We start from the raw sequence: 18,840 nt of genomic DNA on the forward strand, positions 1-18,840 counted from the left end.
TCAAAGGAGAAAACAATGACTGACGCCACCACCGCCGCTTTAAACGGCCTCAGGGACCTGTCCATGGTCAAATGGTACGCCATCCCCCTGCTGGCCATCGTCTGCTACATCTACGCCCGGGAAGCAAAAGAGGCCCGGCAGACCGGCAACTGGGACCCCGTCCTGGCCGGCCTGACCGTGTTCGGCATCGACTTCTTCAACGAAACCTGGAACAGCTGGGTCATGGTCCTGACCGGCCGCTCCGCCTTCTGGACGACCCCCGGAGACACGGCCCTGCGGATTTTCGTGGGCTGGAACCTCGAAATCATCTTCATGTTCCTGATCCTGGGCATCATCTATTATCATACCCTGACCAACAAACCCGGCCTGAAGATTCTGGGCCTGCCGGAAAAATGGTTCTTTGCCGTCTTCTATTCCGCCTTCTGCGTGTTTATCGAGTGCCTGCTGAACATGGGCAACCACCTGGTCTGGGAGTATACCTTCTGGAACCTGTCTTTTGCCGGAGTCTGGCTGATCTTCCTCATCGGGTATTTCCATTTCTTCTGCGGCGCCATCCTGGTCATCACCCGCAAAACCCTGAAGACCAAGATTACGATTGTCGCCGCCATTTACGCCGTGGCGATTGTCATGAACGTGATCGGCCTGGGGGTGCTGGGCTGGAACTACTAAAGGCAAGTCAAATGACAATCAGGGGGAGACGACCTTTACTGATTCGTCATTCCCCGGCTTGACCGGGGAATCCAGGATGAGCGGAGAGCCGCTTAATATAATGTGGTCGCTTCGTCAACGTCTCTTGTTCGCTCCGCGATCATTTTGGGCGGGATCAGAAGTCCTTCGCTAAATCCCTCGAACTCGGGCTTCGCCCTCAAACAGCGAGGAATTCTTATGCAAATTCCAAATCAAAGCGCTCTCTTCGTTGGCTGCGTCGTCGGCTCCTCGGCGTATTACAATACGCCTGCGTCGCCTCCTCCTGGCCGCCTTGAGATCATCTTCGATTTGAAATTTGCATCACGCGAAGGCTTTGATCCCTTGTTTCCCAAAATGATCGGAGTCGCTCACGAAGAGACGTTTGACGAAGCCGGCAATCGAAGAAGTTTCGGGGGGTGCACAATGAAAAAACTCATAATTGTAATTCTTGCTACTCTCAATTTTATCTCTTGTTCTTCTATTTTTTATGTCCGAGCGCCTATGCTATCTATTAATAGGCCATGTGCAATTTTCATTAATCCAAATGGCGCTGACACTCAAAAATTTGTTGCTGATAATAGTAATGAAGCGCGTGATGAAATTATGAGCGACATGTCCTATTATAATAGTGAGGCAGAAGAATTTTTAAGACGTGAAGGATTAGAAGTAATACACACAAATAATAAAAAAATTGAATTTATTACGAGTAATAAAGCAAAATATTTTTTAGAGTACGATCCTTCGAGTGGCGAAATATCTCCTTTGTATTTATTCAATGGTATTGATGGTCCTTTTAAAGCCTCAGCACCAGATATAAGAGGTGAATATAAGGAATATTTTAAGAATTAAGCATATAACCCTTCGCCGCGCCTGATCGGCGAAGACGTTCGGCAGAAACATGCAAATGACCACGACAATATCATACGCGCCCTTCGAAAAACTGATCGCCAGTCTCCGCGCTGATGGTCTCGCGAAAGATGCTGATTTACTTAACTATATGGTTAACAAGGTCGCATGGTCGACAGGTTCAGAACTAATGGAAGAACTTGGGGCGACTATCACCAAAATCAAGAAGGCAAAACCAAGGGAACTTTCCGATAAGAGTATCAAGAATATAAATGAGGCCATGGACATGGTGAATCGTGTTTGTCCTGACTTCCCAAGATAGAATAAGCTGCCGAACAAGCGCATGAACTTCGGGCTGGACGGGTGGCGCTGGCAACTTGTTGCCAGTGTTCGAAGTACAAGAGGAAACACCGCTAAAGTCAATCCAGGGGTGCGAGTTCCGAGGGATACAAAGCCCTGGCGCGCCACGGAAGTGCGTTATGGGTGGGGATGATTTTGTGAGCGACATTGATTGTTTTCGGGGATCAATTCAGCAAGTGCCGGAGCGCGGAAATCGCATACTGTTTGAGGCCGATAGGCCGAGTTTATGCGATTTCAGCGGAGGCGTTTGCTGAATCCCGAAAAGAATCAGTCGCGAACCAATCATCCCCGGACATAACACTACGATCCCTTGACCCCTTGATTCCTTGAACCCTTGAACCCTGCAAGCCAACCAACTTGAAGAAGAACAAGGCAGACAAATGGTCAGCACAGAGATGCACAACCTGATCACCTTCCTGCAGCACACGGTGGACAAAGGCCGCGAGCCGCACGTGGCGGCCATGCGGAACGGCCTGGAACAACTGGCGGCCATGGCCCCGCCCTATGAAGGCGTGTTCCTGAGCGGCGTTGACGCCGGCGGGGTTCCGGCGGAGTGGGTCGCGGTTCCAGGCAGTGACGGCAAGGGCGTCATTCTGTATTTCCACGGCGGCGGATACACGGCCGGCTCCCTGTCCTCCCACCGCAACCTGGTTTCCCGGCTGGCCGTCGAAGCCGGCCGGCTCCTGCTGGCGGTTGACTACCGGCTGGCGCCGGAGCATCCTTTTCCGGCGGCGGTGGATGACGCGGTCGCCGCCTATCGCTGGCTGGTGAATAGCGAAGGGGTGCCGGCCGGAATGGTGATTATCGGCGGAGATTCCGCCGGCGGCGGACTGGCCCTGGCGGCCTTGATCAAACTCAGAGAAGAGGGCGACCGGCTGCCCCGGGCCGCCTTCTGCCTTTCCCCCTGGACCGACCTGGCCATGACCGGCGACTCCATCCGGACAAAGGCCGACGAGGACCCGTTTGTCGAGCCCCGGGCTCTGGGCTTTCTGGCCGGCCAGTACCTTCAGGGCACGGACCCGGAACATCCCCTGGCCTCTCCGCTTTACGCCGATCTGACCGGCCTGCCGCCGCTGCTGATCCAGGTGGGGGAACGGGAATGCCTGCTGGATGACTCGCTGCGCCTGGCGGAAAAGGCCAAAGCCGCCGGGGTGGACGTCACCATTGATGTCTGGCCGGAGATGATCCATGTCTTCCAGAGTTTCGCGCCGGTGGCGCCCGAAGGTGTGGCCGGCATCCGGCGCGTCGCCGAATACCTGAACGCTTTGGATTAAATCCGCCGGTACAAATCGCCGTCCCTGGCCACCTTTCCGCCGGCGATCAGGTGTTCCAGGTGCTTGGCCGCCATGCCCCGCTCGCCGAAGAGGTAAAAGGCCTCCGGCTGCCGGGGCTTTTTGTAGATGAACCACTGGCGGGCGATCTCCTCCAGGGTTTTCGGCGCGTCCAGAAAATTGAAAATCTTCTCCTCCCGCTCGTCGATCACCGCCAGGTAAGCCTCGGCCGCTTTGCTGATGTCCCCCTCCATCACGCCCATGTTGTGTGAGGTGATGTAAACCCGGGCCGGGATCTCCATCAGCCGCCTCACGGACCGGATGGTGTCGTCAATATCCGACACCCGGTCCCCGTACCAGGGGCCGAAGGCGGTCATGTCCAGGTCACCGGTAAACAACAGGCCCTCTTGTTCGCAGTAGAGGCTGATATGGCCGGGCGTGTGGCCGGGCGTGTGAATTACTTCCAGGCGGGTATGGCCGAAATCAAGGACATCCCCGTCGGCCAGCAGCCGGTCCGGCGTTCGTTCCTGGTAATGAAAGGACTGCACCAGGATCTGTCTCCAGAAAACCGCTTCCTCTTCACCCAGAACACCGTACGCCTCCAGCAGGGCGTCCAGGGACCGGAAACAGGGGGCATCGGCGCCGTGGACCAGCAGGGTGGCGTCGGCAAACAGGTGGTTGAAGGCAAAATGGTCTTCATGGTAGTGGGAGTTGATCAGCAGGTCCGCCGGTCCGAACCGGGGCAGGGCGGCCAGCCGGCTTTCGTCGCAGGCCGGATCGACCACGCCTTTAATGTCATCGTCGATGAACAGGGAATTGCAGAAAGGATATTTGCCGGAATTGTTCCCCGGCATAAACACCAGATGGCCGAACCGCCGTTGCTCCATATTGCTCTCCTGTGTTAATCCGAATATATATTGCGCCGGTGATATGGCCCAATATATTATCGTTATTGCCGGTTTTTTGACAGCGGCTTTTTTTATGGGAATTGTATGAACCATAACCAACTATCGCAAATCTTGCCGCCGGTTATCCGGCTGATCATCGTCTTCAGCCTCCTGCTCTTTGCCGGATGCGCCCATCGGGGCAATGAACAATCCCTGAACGAGTATGTGGCGCCTTCGGCCGATCAGCTATGGACCCCGCCGAAAGCAGACATCTCAGCCCTCCTCCCTGCCGAAAAAACCGTCGATATCCCGGAAAACCTGCTGCGGCCCGGCAGCCAGTGGCAAATCACGGATGTGATTGAGGTGGCCCTGCGCAACAATCCCCAGACCCGGGCGGCCTGGTACACGGCCCGGTCGGCGGCCGCCGATCTTCTCAGCGAAAAAGGAACCTATTATCCGCAACTCGATATAAACACCGACGCCGCCGTTCGGGAAAATCTCGCCCCTGACGAGGTCGAGGGCGAATCCGTCCGCAGTTTTGAGCCCGCGCTGGAATTGTCCTGGCTGCTGTTTGACTTCGGCGGCCGGAGCGCCTCGGTCAAAGAAAAGCGTCAGGCCCTGCTGGCGGCCGACTTTTCCCACAATGCCGCTATCCAGGACGCGGTGCTGCTGGTGCTGCAGACCTATTTTCAGTATGTGAAAGCAAAAGCCCTGGTCAAATCCGCGGAAGCCTCTTTGCAGGAAGCGACGCAGAGCCTGGCGGCCGCGGAGAAACAACACGAGCAGGGGTTGGCCACCATTGCCGATGTCCTCCAGGCGAAAACAGCGCTTTCCCAGGCCCAATTGAATCTGGACGACGCCGCCGGGCAGGTGCAGGTGCTGCGCGGCGCCCTGGCCACGGCCATGGGCATGCCGGCCAACACCCCCTATGATATCGAGGACCTGACATGGAATCCGCCCCTGGACCGGGTGACGGATCAGGTGGATGACTGTATCCGCCGGGCCCAGGCCAGTCGCCCGGACCTGGCCGCCCGGAAAAGTGCCGTGGAACAGGCCATGGCCAGGGTCGGCCGGTTCCGCTCCGAACTGTTCCCGACCGTTTCCCTGCGCAATCGCCTGGAGGGTCGGGTGGACAGCGACACCGACCAGTGGGAAAGCGGCAACACCACCGAGCTTCTGGTGAACGTCCCCCTGTTTTACGGCTATTCCAGGCGCTACGACCTGGTCAGGGCGCGACAGGAGGCCCTGGCTCAACAGGAGCAATTCAATACACTGGAGCAGCGCGTCATTTTTCAGGTCTGGTCCAGCTACTTCAACCTGAAGACCGCCGCCAAGCGTGTTCATACCAGCGAGGACCTGTTGAGCAGCGCCCGGCAATCCTACGACGTGGCCCTGGGGCGCTACCAGGAGGGCGTGGGCGGATTTCTGGATCTGCTGGCCGCCCAGAGCACCCTGGAAAATGCCCGGGCCCAGCGGGTCGAAGCCGTGGCTGACTGGTATGTTTCCCTGGCCAATCTGGCCCGGGACACCGGCGCCCTGTGGAGCCGAAATCCGGATGAAAGAGGCGTACTGGACATGCTGCCGTCCGCGACCATGAAGGAAAACAAACCATGACCTGTTTGAAAAGACTCCTCCCGATTGTTCTGCCCGCCATCCTGGCGACGCTGCTGTCCTGTTCGGACAGGGAACAGAACCGGCCGGTTCCCGAGGTTCCGGTCAAAACCGCCGCGGCTGTTTTAAAAGACATGCCCGATGAAATCACGGCCGTTGGCACGGTGGAAGCCTATGCCACGGTCAATATCACCTCCCGGGTGGACGGACAGGTGGTGAAAATTCATATCCGGGAAGGCCAGGAAGTGGCCAAAGATCAGCTCCTGATCCAGATTGATGAGCGGCCCTATCAGGCCATGCTGGAATCGGCGCTGGCCGCCCTGTCCCGGGACCGCGTCCGCCTGGAAAAGGCCAAAAAAGACGCCGCGCGCTATGCCGAGCTGCTGAAAAAGGATTATGTCACCAGGAATCAGGCGGAACAGGCCCAGGCCGATGCCGAAGCGTTGGAAGCGGTGGTCAAGGGGGGTGAGGCGGCCGCGGAAAACGCCCGGCTCAATGTCTTTTATTGCCGGATAACGGCGCCCCTGAACGGCCGGGCCGGCGCGCTGCTGGTCGATGAGGGCAATCTGATCAAGGCCAACGAAACCACCCGGCCCCTGATGACCATCAACCAGATTCAACCCATATACGTCCGGTTTGCCGTGCCCGAGCAGCGCCTGCCGGATTTCCGGGAGTGGGGCGCCGACCGTGAACTGGCGGTTATTGCCCGCCCGGCGGGGAAAACGGAAGCGGTCAGGGAAGGCCGCCTGGTCTTTGTGGACAACGCCGTTGATCCGAAAACCGGCACCATTGACCTCAAGGCCGTATTTGAAAACAGGGACAGCGGGCTGTGGCCGGGTCAGTTCGTCAATGTCGTTCTGACGGTCGGCGCCCGTCCGCAGGCCGTGGTGGTGCCATCCGCGGCCGTGCAGATGGGCCAGCAGGGCAATTTTGTTTTCGCGGTCAAAAGCGATATGACCGTGGAAATCAGAAATATTACCGTCGCCGTCCAGGCGGGTCAGGAAACGGTAATAGAAGACGGGCTGGCCGCCGGTGAGCAGGTGGTGACCGACGGTCAGCTGCGGCTGACGCCCGGCGCCCGGATTGTCATCAAAAACGGGGAGGCCGGCCAGCCATGAGAGGCATGTCCGACCTGTTCATTTTCCGTCCCGTCATGACCACCCTGGTCATGCTGGGCATCCTGATCTTCGGCCTGTCGGCCTACCGCCGGCTGCCGGTCAGCGATCTGCCCAACGTGGATTTTCCCACCATCCAGGTGTCGGCCGGTCTGCCCGGGGCCAGTCCGGAAACCATGGCCTCGGCAGTGGCGACGCCCCTGGAAAAACAGTTTTCCACCATCGCCGGCATTGATTCCATGACCTCCACCAGCGTCATCGGCCGGACCAGCATCACTATCATGTTCGACCTGGAGCGGAATATCGACGCCGCCGCCCAGGATGTCCAGGCCGCCATCTCCGCCGCCCTGAGAAACCTTCCCGACGACATGCCGACGCCGCCGACCTTTCAGAAAGTCAACCCCGCCGACCAGCCCATTGTCTATGTGGCCCTGACCTCGCCGACCCTGCCTCTGTATGAACTGAACGAATACGGGGAAACCCTTCTGGCCCAGCGCATTTCCATGGTCAGTGGCGTGGCCCAGGTCATGGTGTACGGGTCCCAGAAATACGCCGTCCGGATCCAGGTGGACCCGGAGAAGCTCTCCAATAAAGACATCGGTCTGGACGAAGTGGCTCAGGCCATCGGCGCCGCCAATGTCAACCTTCCCACCGGCACTCTGTATGGCCCGAACGTGGCCTACACGGTTCAGGCCGACGGCCAGATCCGACGTGCCGCCGGTTACCTCGACCTGATCGTGGCCTATCGTGACGGCCGCCCGGTCCGGATACAGGACATCGGTATAGCCGTCGACAGCGTGGAAAACAACAAGGTGGCCGCCTGGTTCGGGGAACCGGAAAAGATTCAGCGGGCCATTGTTCTGGCCGTTCAGCGTCAGCCCGGGACCAACACCGTGGAGGTGGCCCGCGATGTCCGCCGGCTGGTGGACAAGCTGGGGGAGCAGCTGCCCGCTTCGGTCACCATGAAGCTTCTTTTCGACCGTTCCGAATCTATCCGCCAGTCGGTGGTCGACGTCAAGCTGACCCTGGTGCTGACCCTGTTTCTGGTGGTGGCGGTCATCTTTGTCTTCCTGCGGAACCTGTCGGCCACCACCATTCCCAGCCTGGCTCTGCCCATGTCGGTCATCGGCACCTTTGCCGTCATGTATCTGCTGGATTACAGCCTGGACAACCTGTCCCTGATGGCCCTGACCTTAAGCGTCGGGTTCGTGGTGGATGACGCTATCGTCATGCTGGAAAACATCGTCCGGCATATGGAAATGGGCAAGGACCCGCACACGGCCGCGGTGGACGGCTCCCGGGAAATCGGCTTCACCATTCTGTCCATGACCTTTTCCCTGGCGGCGGTGTTCCTCCCGGTGCTGTTCATGGGCGGCATCATCGGCCGCCTGTTCAAGGAGTTTTCCGTCACCATCGGCGTTGCCATCCTGATTTCCGGGTTTATCTCCCTGACCCTGACGCCCATGCTGTGCAGCCGTTTTTTGAAGCCGCCGGGGGAGAAACGCCATGGCCGGGCCTACAATGCCTTTGAACGGCTTTTTGAAAAAATGTTGAACGGGTACAGGATCGGCTTGCGCTGGTCCATGGCCCGCCGCCGGCTGGTGATGATTTTTTCGGCCCTGATCCTGATCGGCACCGGGGTGCTGTTTGTGAAAATTCCCAAGGGATTCATCCCCACCGAGGACAATGATCAGATCTTCGCCTTTACCCAGGGCGCTCAGGGCATTTCCTTTCAGTCTATGATGGCCCACCAGCAGGAGCTGGCGGCCATTGTCCGCCAGGATCCGGATGTGGCCGCCTTCATGTCCAGTTCCGGATCCCGGGGAACCTCCAGCAGCAACACCGGGGTGCTGTTTATCCGTCTCAAGCCCCGCGCCGAACGGCAAAGCTCGGCGGATGAAGTTGTCGTTCGGCTGCGGCAAAAGCTTGCCCAGGTGCCGGGCATCATGGCCATGCCCCAGGTGCCCCCACCCATCCGCCTGACGGGCCGCATGACCAAAGGCCTTTACCAGTATACGCTGCAGGGGACCGATACCGATGAGCTTTACCGGTACGCCGCGCGCATGGAGGAAAAGATGCGGGGCCTGCCGGGCCTGACCGACATCAACTCCGACCTGGAGATGAAGAATCCCCAGACCGATATCCGGATCAATCGGGATAAAGCCGCCAGCCTGGGGATATCCGTGGAGCGGATCGAGGACACCCTGTATTACGCCTACGGCTCGCGGCAGATTTCCACTATTTACGCGCCGAACAATACCTATGAAGTCATTTTTGAGGTGGCCGAAGACTTCCAGGAAGAACCGGCCGACCTTACCCTGCTGCATGTGCGATCCGACGCCGGAGAACTGGTTCCCATCACCGCCGTGGCGGAGATCGGCAGCAGCCTGGGCCCCCTGTCCATCAACCACACCGGCCAGCAGATTTCCGTCACCATCTCCTTCAACCTCCATCCGGGTCACCCCCTGGGGACCGCGGTCAGGGACATCGACCGTCTGGCCGCTTCGGTTCTGCCGCCTTCCATCACCACCGCCTTCCAGGGCGCGGCTCAGGCGTTTGCCTCTTCCATGCAGGGACTGGGCCTGCTGCTGATCATGGCCATCCTGGTCATCTACATGGTGCTGGGCATTCTGTACGAAAGCTTTATCCATCCCGTCACCATTCTTTCGGCCCTTCCCTTTGCCGGGTTCGGTGCGCTGGTTACGCTGATGATCTTCCAGGTGGATCTGAGTATTTATGCCTTTGTCGGCGTTATCATGCTCATCGGTCTGGTCAAGAAAAACGGCATCATCATGATCGATTTTGCCATCGAAGCGCGGCGGACCAGGCAGGCCGACCCGGAGGAGGCCATTTTCGAGGCCTGCGTGGTGCGGTTCCGGCCTATCATGATGACCACCATGGCCGCCCTGGTGGGCACCATTCCCATCGCCCTTGGCCTGGGCGCCGGCGCCGAATCCCGCCAGCCCCTTGGTCTGGCAGTGGTCGGCGGGCTGATTTTTTCCCAGTTCCTGACCCTGTTTGTCACCCCGGTTTTCTACCTGTACATGGAGCAGTTCCGGGCCTGGATGGGAGAACGATTCAAAAGGCCCGGCGCCATCGCCAAATGATTCCTTACCCTCCTTTTTTTGAGGCAATTCCGGCTTGCATTGCGTATTGCTTGTCTTTGCCGATCGCATACCCTTGATTTGTCCCATAAATTATCTTGCTTTTTGCTTTTTCATTTACTAAAAACAATTTCAGGCAATGACTTACATTTAAAGGGTGGTGGCCGCGTCAGCGGCATCCTGATGCCGGCGGGACGGCGGATTTCTGCTTGAGAGAAACACTGTGTGACTTTATGGCTGCTTCCGGGACCGACATGAATTGCTAATTTTTAACGAGGAGAATGCTCATGGCAAGAAAAGCAAAAGCCGTATCCATGGACGCAGCCTTTAAATCGCTGCTGAGAAACCTCGATATTCCCGGGAAAAAGGACATCGAGAAGCTGAACGCCAAAATTGACCGCCTGGAAAAGATGGTCAAAAAGGCCGCGGCGGCGCAACCCCTGAAGGTGAGAATCGCCGCCGGACCAAAAGGGAAAAAAGGCGGGGCCCGTCGCCTTTCCGCCACCAGCGTTGTCCTGGAAGCGATTACCCGCGCCAAAAAAGGCGCGGATTTTGCCGCGCTTCAGAAAAAAACCGGGTTTGAGGAAAAAAAGCTGCGAAACATCATTTTCCGGCTGAACAAGCTGGAAAAGATCAAGCGCGTCGGACGGGGCCAATATTTTCCAGCCTGACGTCTAACTTCAAGTCCTAATCTGCTTGTTTGCCAACACCGGTGGCGCCCGGTCGCCAATCTCCTGCCGTCCGTATGCCGCCGCCACATGGAGACCTCTATGACCTGTCGCGGGAACGCCCTTACCGTGGGCCGGGAGTGCCACGGCTATATCGTTAGAAAAATTATTCCCTTCAAAGAAATTCACGGCGTTGTTTATGAATTCGAGCATCTGGCCACCGGCGCCCGGCACCTGCATGTCGCCGTCGAGGATCAGGAGAACTGCTTTGCCGTGGGCTTTAAGACCATCCCCCGGGACTCCACCGGCGTGGCCCACATCCTGGAGCACACCATCCTGTGCGGTTCAAAGAAGTATCCCGTCCGGGACCCCTTCTTCTCCATGATCAGGCGAAGCCTGAACTCCTTCATGAACGCCTTTACCGCTTCCGACTGGACCATGTATCCCTTTGCCTCGCCCAATCGCAAGGATTTCTACAACCTCATGGACGTCTACCTGGACGCGGTTTTTTTCCCGGTTCTGTCCGAGCTGAGCTTCAAGCAGGAAGGACACCGGCTCGACACCGCTGGCGGCGGCGACGACGACAACAAGGTCCTGTCTTACCAGGGCGTGGTCTACAATGAAATGAAAGGCGCCATGTCCTCCCCGGACCAGGTGCTGTCCCACGCGCTCCTGGAACACCTTTATCCGGACACCACCTATCATTTCAATTCCGGCGGCGATCCCGGCGTCATCCCGTCCCTGTCCCACGAACAGCTGGTGGCCTTTCATCGCCGGCACTACCATCCCAGCAACGCCTTTTTCTACACCTACGGCGACATCCCGGCGGCCGACCACCTGGAATATATCAGCCGCCGGGTGCTGGACGGCGTCGGCCGCATCGACCCCGGCACGGAGGTGCCTTCCCAGCCGAGATGGCAGGCGCCCCGTCAGGCTGCCTGCGCTTATGCCATTTCTGAGGACGAGGAGGACATTGACCGGAAGCACCAGGTCTGCGTGGCCTGGCTGACGTCCGACATCCGCGACAGCTTCACGGTCCTGGCCCTGCTGGTGTTAGAAGAGGTGCTGCTGGGCAACCCGGCGTCCCCCCTCTACAAGGCCCTGATCGATTCCGGAATGGGATCTTCCCTGTCCGACGGCACCGGGTTTTCCGCCGACATCCGGGACACCATGTTCGCCTGCGGCCTGAAGGACGTGAAGAAAGAGGACGCGCCGGCTGTCGAAGCCCTCATCATCAAGACCCTGGCCGGACTGGCCGATAACGGCATCGACCGCGACCTGGTCGACGCGGCCGTACACCAGATCGAATTCCACCGCAAGGAGATCACCAACTCGCCCTACCCATACGGCCTGAAACTGTTTTTAAGCCTGGCCTCCGGCTGGTTCCACGGCGCCCCGCCCGAGGAGATGATCAACATCGATCCGGATATCAAACGCCTTTACGATGAAATGGCGGCCGGGCCGTTTCTGGAAAACATGATCCGGACCTGCTTCTTGGACAACCCCCACCGGGTGACCCTGACCCTTTCCCCGGACACGGAACTGGCCGAGCGGGAGAACCGGCAGGTGGCCGAAACCCTGGAGAAAACCCGGCAGGCACTGTCCGAAGCGGACATGAAAAAAATCGAGGAAGACAACGCGCTTCTGCTCCGTCTTCAGGAGGCCGAGGAGGATTTATCGGTGCTGCCGACCCTGGAGTTGTCCGACATCCCGCCGGAGGTCGCCAGGATCAGGGAGCAGGCCGGGCCGCCATCCGTCGTCTGCTTCCCCCAGCCGACCTCGGGCATCTTCTATTTCTCGGCCGCGGCCGGGACCGCCGAGTTGCCGGAGGACCTGACGCTGCTGGCCCCGTTTTTCTGCGCCGCCCTGCCGCGCATGGGCACCAAGAAAAGGGATTATCTGGAGGTGGCCCGGTTTATCGATCGCTATACCGGCGGCATCGGCCTGTCCGCCCAGTCCCATACCCGCTACACCCCGGCTGGAGAATGCGTGGCCTATGTTTCCTTTACCGGCAAGTGCCTGGAGAGAAACCAGGAGCGGCTGTTTGAAATCATCCGGGAACTTTTCTGCGAGTTTGATTTCTCCAACCTCGAACGCCTCCGGCAGCTGCTGATGGAATACCGGGCCTCCCTGGAATCGGCGGTGGTGCACAACGGCCACCGCCTGGCCATGTCCCTGGCCTCGCGCAACTTCTCGCCTGCCAGCGCCCTGTCCGAGCAGTGGTACGGCGTCCGGCAACTGCAATACATTAAAGCCATCACCGCCGACCTGAATGAGACGGCGCTTGCGGCCATCGCAACTGACCTGCGCCGGGCAGCGGTTGCCCTGCTGCGGCAGGGGAACTTGAGAACCGGTCTGACCGGCGATGACCCCATGCTGGGCCCGGCCGTTTCTTTTGCCGAGTCCCTGGCGGCCGCGCTGCCCGAAGCAGCCGGCAGTGATGCTTTCGCCCCGCCGGTCATCGCCCCGCCGGCGGACATTCCCCTGGAGGGGTGGAGCACGGCCACGGCCGTCTCTTTTGTGGCCTCGGTTTTCAACACCATCCGCCTGGGTCACCCGGACGCGCCGGCCCTGGCCGTCATCGCCCGGCTGCTCAAATCCTCCTTTCTGCACCGGGAGATCCGCGAAAAAGGCGGGGCCTATGGCGGATACGCCCTCTACAATTCCGAGGACGGCCAATTCTGTTTTGCCTCTTACCGGGATCCCCACATCGTCAATACCCTGGAGGTTTACCGCCGGGCGGCGGCGTTCATCCAGGAGGACAACTTTTCCGACGAGGAGATCAAGGAGTCCATCCTGCAGGTCTGCTCGGACATTGACCGGCCCCTGACGCCGGCGGAAAAGGGGTTGCGGGCCTTTCAGCGCAAACTGATGGCCCTGTCCGACGATCAGCGGCAGTCCTTCAAGGAGGGGGTGCTGGCCGTCACCAAAGCCAGGGTCGTCGCGGCCGCCCGCGCCTGTTTCCCGGGCGATACGCGTCAATACGGCATCGCCGTCATCTCGGATAAAGACAAGCTGGAGGCGGCCAACCACGAACTCGTCCCGCCGCTGGCGTTAAACAAGATTTGATGCAGGGGCGGCCTTCAGGCCGCCCCTGGAATCCTGCGGTCCTGCAAAAAGCATGCTTGTTCGCGCCCCGACCCTTTTGGGGCCGGCTGTCCTCATCCGCGGCGTTTCTCGAACTCGGGCTGTTCTGAATATTTCTGAAACATCTGCCTACACCCTCAAACAACGAGATACGCTTTTTGCGGATGAAGGCACCCGGCTTTCTCCCAAAAGGCTCAAAGGCGCTCACACTCACGCTTTTTGCAACGGCCGGGATTTGCCGCGAGGGAACCGAGTCGCCGTGAGCCTTAATCCTTTTTATTTTTGAAATAAATCAGCGTGCGTGCCGGTCCGCTCGAAAATAACGAGATCTGAATCAACCACATAAATCAACAGCCAGTCAGATTCAATGTGGCATTCCCGTCGTCCCTTCCAGTTGCCAAGCAACTTATGGTCGCGATGAATGGCATCAAGCGGTTCTTCCGTCATTATGGAGCAGATGATTATTTTCAGCTTATCAAGATTTTTCCCTTGCTTTCTCATCCGCTTGATGTCGCGCTCAAACTGCTTTGTATAGGAAGGGGTAAGCATCAGAGGCCTAACTTTTTAAACATATCGTCAGTATCTGTGCAAACAATCAAATCGCGACCGGCATCCGTATCGGAAAACGTTTTACGGGTGATCTTATTCGGAATGGCTACATCAAAAGGGAGCCCCTTTTTTAATTCAACCTGCTTATAGAACAGGGTTATTGCCTGAGTTGTCGTCAATCCAAGCTTTTGAAATATGTTCTCAGCTTTCCCTTTTAAGGCTGGTTCAATTCGCGCTCTGATGGTGGATGTTTTACCCATGAGTAACCTCCATTTATTTTCTTGTATTTGTACCTCAAATGGGGTGCATTGTCAAGAGTTGCAAAAGGCTTCTGTCGGGATGAATTAAGGTGCCCAAACCCCTTTTCGTATGTGACCCACTATTTGTGAATAAATTTTTGCTGGTGGAAAATATAACATGCGGTCCCGCAAAACGCATGATTGTTCGCGCCGTGACCCTTTTGGGGCCGGCTGTCCTTATCCGCGGCGTTTCTCGAACTCGGGCTGTTCAAAAATATTCCTGAATTATCTGCCTGCACCCTCAAACAGCGAGAAACGCTTTTCGCGGATGACGCCACCCGGCTATTTTCCAAAAGCTCAAAGGCGCTCACCCTCACGCTTTTTGCAACGCTCAAGGGCTCACCTGTCAATGGCCCGTCCAAGAGAGTGTGAAATTGGTTTTATGTATGATTACATTTATGATATATTTTATTCAGAAATGGGGGAGAAAAAACAACCAATATCGATCAGCGGCGCGCATGGATGACGCCATGATCAAGCGCTGTTATTTCGAATATGTTTAAAACAGACCAGCCCAGTTACGAAGCTTTGAAAAATCGGGTCAGAGAACTCGAAAAAACCGAAAAAGAACTCAAGCAGTCCCTCCAGGCCCTTTCCCATAATCAGGAGATGCTGTCCCGGACGGAAAGCGTGGCCGAGGTCGGCAGTTGGGAATGGGATATCGCCACGGACAAGGTTATCTGGTCGGAGGGACTTTACCGTCTTTTTCGGCTGGATCCAGCCGAAAAGCCCGGCCGCTGGTCCGAGCATGGCGGTTACACCCATCCGGAGGACATGGCCCGGCTGCGGCAGGCCGGCCTGACGGCCAAAGAAGGCGGCACGCCCTATGAAATGGAGATCCGGACTTATCGCAAGGACGGCGAGCCCCGCTGGTGCCTGGCCCGTGGGTTTCCGGAAAAAGACGCGGACGGCCGGATCTTCCGGCTTTACGGGACGGTACAGGATATTACTGCGCGCAAAAGAGCCGAGGCGGAAAAAGCGCGCCTGGAGGAGCAGTTTTATCAATCCCAGAAACTGGAATCCATCGGTCGCCTGGCCGGCGGTGCCGCTCACGATTTGAATAACCTCCTGACGCCGATTCTCGGTTATGGAGAACTGCTTCGGGATCAGATGGAGTCCGATGATCGCCGCCGGCAGGCAATCGAGGTCATCCTTCAAGCAGGTCGGCGGGCGAGCGATCTGGTCCGGCAATTGCTGGCTTTCAGCCGCAGGCAGCCCTTGGAATTCCGGCCGGTGGATGTGAACGTTCTGCTGACCGGATTTGAAAAGCTGCTGCGACGGACGATCCGGGAGGACATTATCATCCGCATGAATCTGGCCGATCGTCTACCCTGCATTAAAGGAGACCATGGCCAGCTGGAACAGGTCGTCATGAATATGGTTCTTAATGCCCAGGACGCCATGAACGGGGGTGGAGAGTTAACCATAACAACTGCGACCGACGAACTGAAAGGCGGAGAGGCCGACCGGTGCCCGGACATTCTTCCCGGCACATACGTCAAGCTGATGATTCAAGATACCGGTTGCGGTATGGACGACACGGTCCGGTCGCATCTTTTCGAGCCGTTTTATACAACCAAAGGGGTGGGCCGGGGAACCGGCCTGGGCCTTTCCTCCGCCTATGGCATTGTCAAGCAGCACGGCGGTGATATCCAGGTGGACAGCCATGTCGGTCGGGGCACCACCTTTAGCGTTTTTTTGCCCGTCACCCATGAGACGGCCGGCGTTTCCGCGGCTCTGGTCGAGGCGTTGGGCGCTGAAGCGTTGCCGGCCCCGGGCGGTTCGGAAACAATCCTGCTGGTGGAGGATGAAGAGCATTTGCGCCAGATGTCGCGGCAATTGCTCGAAGCCTGGGGCTACCATGTTCTGGCGGCAGCCGGGGGCGAGGAGGCCCTGTCGGTGATGGACCGCCATGACGGCCGGATCCACCTGCTGCTGACTGATATCATCATGCCGGGAATAAGTGGAAAAGAACTTTCCTTTCAGGCGCTTTCGCGGCGGCCCGAAGTGAAGGTGCTGTTTATGACCGGATATGCCGACGACGTCATCGCTCCCCACGGGATGCAGGCGGAAGGCGTCCGGATCCTGCGCAAGCCCTTCAATGCCCGTGCTCTGGCCGCCAAGGTCCGGGAAACCCTGGACGGTTGATTCGCCTGGGCCGTCTTGCCCCTGCCGCCCTGGTTGCCGGATCCGGCCTTTCTGGTTTGACCGGGCTATCCTTATTCATATTCAGAACTGTCAGGAGAGATGGAGTACTTCAGCGAATTCGGCTACGCCGGCCTTTTTATGGCCGCGTTTCTGGCGGCTACTGTTTTACCGTTAAGTTCAGAGGTGGTGTTGACCGCCCTGCTGCTGAACGGCTTATCGCCGGTCGGGCTGTGCTGGTCGCGACCACTGGAAACGTGCTGGGCTCTTTGACGAACTACGCGCTGGGATATTGGGCCAGTCTGGGCGTGATAAAAAAATGGCTGAAAATGTCCGAGGAGGATTTTGTAGCGGCCGAGCGGCGTTTTGAAAAATACGGGCTGGTTTCCCTTTGTTTTGCCTGGGTCCCGGTCATCGGTGATCCCCTGACTGTTGTCGCCGGCGTATTGCGCATCCGCATGCTGTGGTTTGCGCCACTGGTTACCGCCGGCAAACTGATCCGGTATGTCGTCATCGCTTATCTGACACTGAAAATTTCCTGACCGGGTATGTCGCCAGTCGATTGGGCCGCGGAATTGCAAAAAGCATGTTTTTTCGCGCCGTGACCCTTTTGGGGCCGGCTGTCCTCATCCGCGGCGTTTCTCGAACTCGGGCTGCACGGGATGTTTTAAAAAGACCTGCCTTACACCCTCAGGCAGCGAGAAACGTATTTCGCGGATGATGCCACCCGGCTATTTTCCAAAAGGCTCAAAGGCGCTCACAACCACACTTTTTGCCACTTATTGAATCGCTCGGTTTTTTCCCAAAAACAGAACGGTTACATCATCTCCGGCTTGGAAGGCCGCATAAAGCAGGTAAGGGGCGAGAAACATCATGCCACCGAAGAACGCTATGACGCCTAAGATAATACCACCGGCGGAAAACTGATGGCGCCAGGCCACCCAGATTCCGGAAAGGCTTAGAAACGTCATAAAATCAAAATTGAACTGACCGGACCATGACATTTCGAAAATATTGGAAAAGAAAATCGGAAGAAGGTTCCACCCATGTTTGTTCGCGACCATGAGCGTGTAAGCGGTTAAGACAATCAGAAGAATGACAAGATACACACGAAAAATCTTCATGGTGTTAATCCTCCCTGTCTTTTATTGAGGCACAATTATATCGCCCAACCTTGGGCCCGCCCAAAAAGCCCGGGGAGCGAGCCAAAACCCCTTGCCGAATGCGACCCCCTATTTGTGAATAAATTCTGCTGGTGAAAAATATAGCCTGCGGTCCTGCAAAAAACATGCTTGCTCGCGCCGTGACCCTTTTGGGGCCGGCTGCCCTCATCCGCGGCGTTTCTCGAACTCGGGCTGTCCGGAATATTCCTGAATTATCTGCCTGCACCCTCGGACGGTAGGGGCACGGCGCGCCGTGCCCCTACGACTTTTAGCGGATGACGCCATCCGGCTATTCCCCAAAAGGCTCAGAAGCGCTCACAACCACACTTTTTGCAACGGCGGCAACCAAAGGAGCTAGTGTTACTGCCTTAAAGACGGTTAATGTTCAAAATTCTCCCCGGTTAATCAATACGCGCCCACCCTGGCTGTCCTTAATGCGTTTCCTGGTTTTATTAACTGTTACTTATTCTTATCTTCAATTGGTACAAATATTCCGAGAACCATAATAATATCAACAAGCGCGGCAAAGATCGGTACTAGAATGTAACCAGCTACTAACCCTATAAAACCTATTATAAATAGGAGTACATGAATCTTTTTGCTTACAAATTTTTTATCTCCCGTTTTTTTAACACTTAGTTCTTGAAGTGAGTTATTGCTTAATTCATTTAATCCTCGACCACATGCGCATGTTCTTTGAGAATCATCTGAATTTTCAAGCCCGCAAGAAGGGCATATCCAAGCCACTAATTTCTTCTAAATATCTTTATGCTTAACATTGAAAATTTATAGAACTTTTTCCACCTATTCTCATAATAAAACCGCCGCATTCGGGAAAGGGGTTTTGGTGAGCGACCTGCGGGCATTTTGGGAGCCAAGGGCTCAAGGTTTCCGGCGTAAAGAATTTCTCGCTGCCTGAGGGTGAAGCCCGGACATTTCATGACCAGTTGAACAGCCCGAGTTCGAGAAATTCAGCCGGAATCCTTGAGCCCGCCCAAAAGCCCGGGGAGCGAACAAAATCCCCTTCCGAATGCTACCCCCTATTTGT

The 18,840-nt window shown here is 57.1% G+C and carries 15 protein-coding genes and 1 pseudogene; 11 read left to right on the plus strand and 5 right to left on the minus strand.

Annotated elements, in window-relative coordinates; genetic code table 11:
- Positions 1–15 precede the first annotated feature (15 nt).
- The 4 genes from AB1724_02845 (at position 16) to AB1724_02860 (ending at position 3,167) form a co-directional block, all read left to right on the plus strand.
- Complete coding sequence (locus AB1724_02845; protein MEW6076731.1) at positions 16–669, plus strand: hypothetical protein; 654 nt, start codon at positions 16–18, stop codon at positions 667–669.
- A 216-nt stretch (positions 670–885) separates the two neighbouring features.
- Positions 886–1,536: a hypothetical protein gene (locus AB1724_02850; GenBank protein ID MEW6076732.1), complete on the plus strand. Its 651-nt coding sequence runs from the start codon at positions 886–888 to the stop codon at positions 1,534–1,536.
- A gap of 55 nt (positions 1,537–1,591) precedes the next feature.
- On the plus strand, positions 1,592–1,855 hold the full coding sequence (locus tag AB1724_02855; GenBank protein ID MEW6076733.1) for a hypothetical protein: 264 nt from the start codon (positions 1,592–1,594) through the stop codon (positions 1,853–1,855).
- 418 nt (positions 1,856–2,273) lie between these two features.
- A complete protein-coding gene (locus tag AB1724_02860) occupies positions 2,274–3,167 on the plus strand; it encodes an alpha/beta hydrolase (protein ID MEW6076734.1) in 894 nt (297 codons plus the stop codon).
- Here the strand turns inward: AB1724_02860 and AB1724_02865 are convergent.
- Positions 3,164–4,051 (minus strand): MBL fold metallo-hydrolase, encoded by an 888-nt coding sequence (locus AB1724_02865; protein MEW6076735.1) that lies wholly within the window; start codon positions 4,049–4,051, stop codon positions 3,164–3,166. The genes AB1724_02860 and AB1724_02865 overlap by 4 nt on opposite strands.
- A 105-nt stretch (positions 4,052–4,156) precedes the next feature.
- Between AB1724_02865 and AB1724_02870 the strand changes: the two genes are divergently transcribed.
- From AB1724_02870 to AB1724_02890, 5 genes are all read left to right on the plus strand, one after another.
- Positions 4,157–5,665: a TolC family protein gene (locus AB1724_02870; protein ID MEW6076736.1), complete on the plus strand. Its 1,509-nt coding sequence runs from the start codon at positions 4,157–4,159 to the stop codon at positions 5,663–5,665.
- A complete protein-coding gene (locus AB1724_02875) occupies positions 5,662–6,780 on the plus strand; it encodes an efflux RND transporter periplasmic adaptor subunit (GenBank protein MEW6076737.1) in 1,119 nt (372 codons plus the stop codon). Before AB1724_02870 ends, AB1724_02875 begins: the two co-directional genes overlap by 4 nt.
- Positions 6,777–9,884: an efflux RND transporter permease subunit gene (locus tag AB1724_02880; GenBank protein MEW6076738.1), complete on the plus strand. Its 3,108-nt coding sequence runs from the start codon at positions 6,777–6,779 to the stop codon at positions 9,882–9,884. Before AB1724_02875 ends, AB1724_02880 begins: the two co-directional genes overlap by 4 nt.
- A gap of 284 nt (positions 9,885–10,168) precedes the next feature.
- Positions 10,169–10,552, plus strand: coding sequence for a hypothetical protein (locus AB1724_02885; GenBank protein MEW6076739.1), 384 nt, complete (start codon positions 10,169–10,171; stop codon positions 10,550–10,552).
- 99 nt (positions 10,553–10,651) lie between these two features.
- Positions 10,652–13,618, plus strand: a complete 2,967-nt coding sequence (locus AB1724_02890) for an insulinase family protein (GenBank protein MEW6076740.1) — start codon at positions 10,652–10,654, stop codon at positions 13,616–13,618.
- Positions 13,619–13,912: 294 nt separating this feature from the next.
- Here AB1724_02890 and AB1724_02895 read toward each other — a convergent pair whose 3' ends face one another.
- Positions 13,913–14,185, minus strand: a complete 273-nt coding sequence (locus tag AB1724_02895) for a type II toxin-antitoxin system YafQ family toxin (GenBank protein ID MEW6076741.1) — start codon at positions 14,183–14,185, stop codon at positions 13,913–13,915.
- Complete coding sequence (locus AB1724_02900) at positions 14,185–14,445, minus strand: type II toxin-antitoxin system RelB/DinJ family antitoxin (GenBank protein MEW6076742.1); 261 nt, start codon at positions 14,443–14,445, stop codon at positions 14,185–14,187. Before AB1724_02900 ends, AB1724_02895 begins: the two co-directional genes overlap by 1 nt.
- 534 nt (positions 14,446–14,979) lie before the next feature.
- Here AB1724_02900 and AB1724_02905 point away from each other — a divergent pair.
- Both AB1724_02905 and AB1724_02910 read left to right on the plus strand, forming a co-directional pair.
- Positions 14,980–16,632 (plus strand): ATP-binding protein, encoded by a 1,653-nt coding sequence (locus AB1724_02905; protein ID MEW6076743.1) that lies wholly within the window; start codon positions 14,980–14,982, stop codon positions 16,630–16,632.
- A gap of 99 nt (positions 16,633–16,731) precedes the next feature.
- A pseudogene (locus AB1724_02910) lies at positions 16,732–17,171 on the plus strand (YqaA family protein).
- A gap of 237 nt (positions 17,172–17,408) precedes the next feature.
- Here AB1724_02910 and AB1724_02915 read toward each other — a convergent pair.
- Together AB1724_02915 and AB1724_02920 are read right to left on the minus strand one after the other, a co-directional pair.
- Complete coding sequence (locus AB1724_02915) at positions 17,409–17,753, minus strand: hypothetical protein (GenBank protein ID MEW6076744.1); 345 nt, start codon at positions 17,751–17,753, stop codon at positions 17,409–17,411.
- A 498-nt stretch (positions 17,754–18,251) separates the two neighbouring features.
- Positions 18,252–18,539 (minus strand): hypothetical protein, encoded by a 288-nt coding sequence (locus AB1724_02920; GenBank protein MEW6076745.1) that lies wholly within the window; start codon positions 18,537–18,539, stop codon positions 18,252–18,254.
- Positions 18,540–18,840 lie beyond the last annotated feature (301 nt).

The sequence above is a fragment of the Thermodesulfobacteriota bacterium genome (assembly GCA_040753795.1).
Classification (GTDB): Bacteria; Desulfobacterota; Desulfobacteria; order Desulfobacterales; family Desulfosudaceae; genus JBFMDX01.

Bases quoted from the DNA above. Each gene is read 5' to 3' on its own strand.
- AB1724_02860 (MEW6076734.1), top strand. From the start codon at position 2,274: ATGGTCAGCACAGAGATGCACAACCTGATCACCTTCCTGCAGCACACG.
- AB1724_02845 (MEW6076731.1), top strand. From the start codon at position 16: ATGACTGACGCCACCACCGCCGCTTTAAACGGCCTCAGGGACCTGTCC.
- AB1724_02875 (MEW6076737.1), top strand. From the start codon at position 5,662: ATGACCTGTTTGAAAAGACTCCTCCCGATTGTTCTGCCCGCCATCCTG.
- AB1724_02870 (MEW6076736.1), top strand. From the start codon at position 4,157: ATGAACCATAACCAACTATCGCAAATCTTGCCGCCGGTTATCCGGCTG.
- AB1724_02895 (MEW6076741.1), bottom strand. From the start codon at position 14,185: ATGCTTACCCCTTCCTATACAAAGCAGTTTGAGCGCGACATCAAGCGG.
- AB1724_02865 (MEW6076735.1), bottom strand. From the start codon at position 4,051: ATGGAGCAACGGCGGTTCGGCCATCTGGTGTTTATGCCGGGGAACAAT.
- AB1724_02905 (MEW6076743.1), top strand. From the start codon at position 14,980: ATGTTTAAAACAGACCAGCCCAGTTACGAAGCTTTGAAAAATCGGGTC.
- AB1724_02890 (MEW6076740.1), top strand. From the start codon at position 10,652: ATGACCTGTCGCGGGAACGCCCTTACCGTGGGCCGGGAGTGCCACGGC.
- AB1724_02900 (MEW6076742.1), bottom strand. From the start codon at position 14,445: ATGGGTAAAACATCCACCATCAGAGCGCGAATTGAACCAGCCTTAAAA.
- AB1724_02880 (MEW6076738.1), top strand. From the start codon at position 6,777: ATGAGAGGCATGTCCGACCTGTTCATTTTCCGTCCCGTCATGACCACC.
- AB1724_02915 (MEW6076744.1), bottom strand. From the start codon at position 17,753: ATGAAGATTTTTCGTGTGTATCTTGTCATTCTTCTGATTGTCTTAACC.
- AB1724_02850 (MEW6076732.1), top strand. From the start codon at position 886: ATGCAAATTCCAAATCAAAGCGCTCTCTTCGTTGGCTGCGTCGTCGGC.
- AB1724_02885 (MEW6076739.1), top strand. From the start codon at position 10,169: ATGGCAAGAAAAGCAAAAGCCGTATCCATGGACGCAGCCTTTAAATCG.
- AB1724_02855 (MEW6076733.1), top strand. From the start codon at position 1,592: ATGACCACGACAATATCATACGCGCCCTTCGAAAAACTGATCGCCAGT.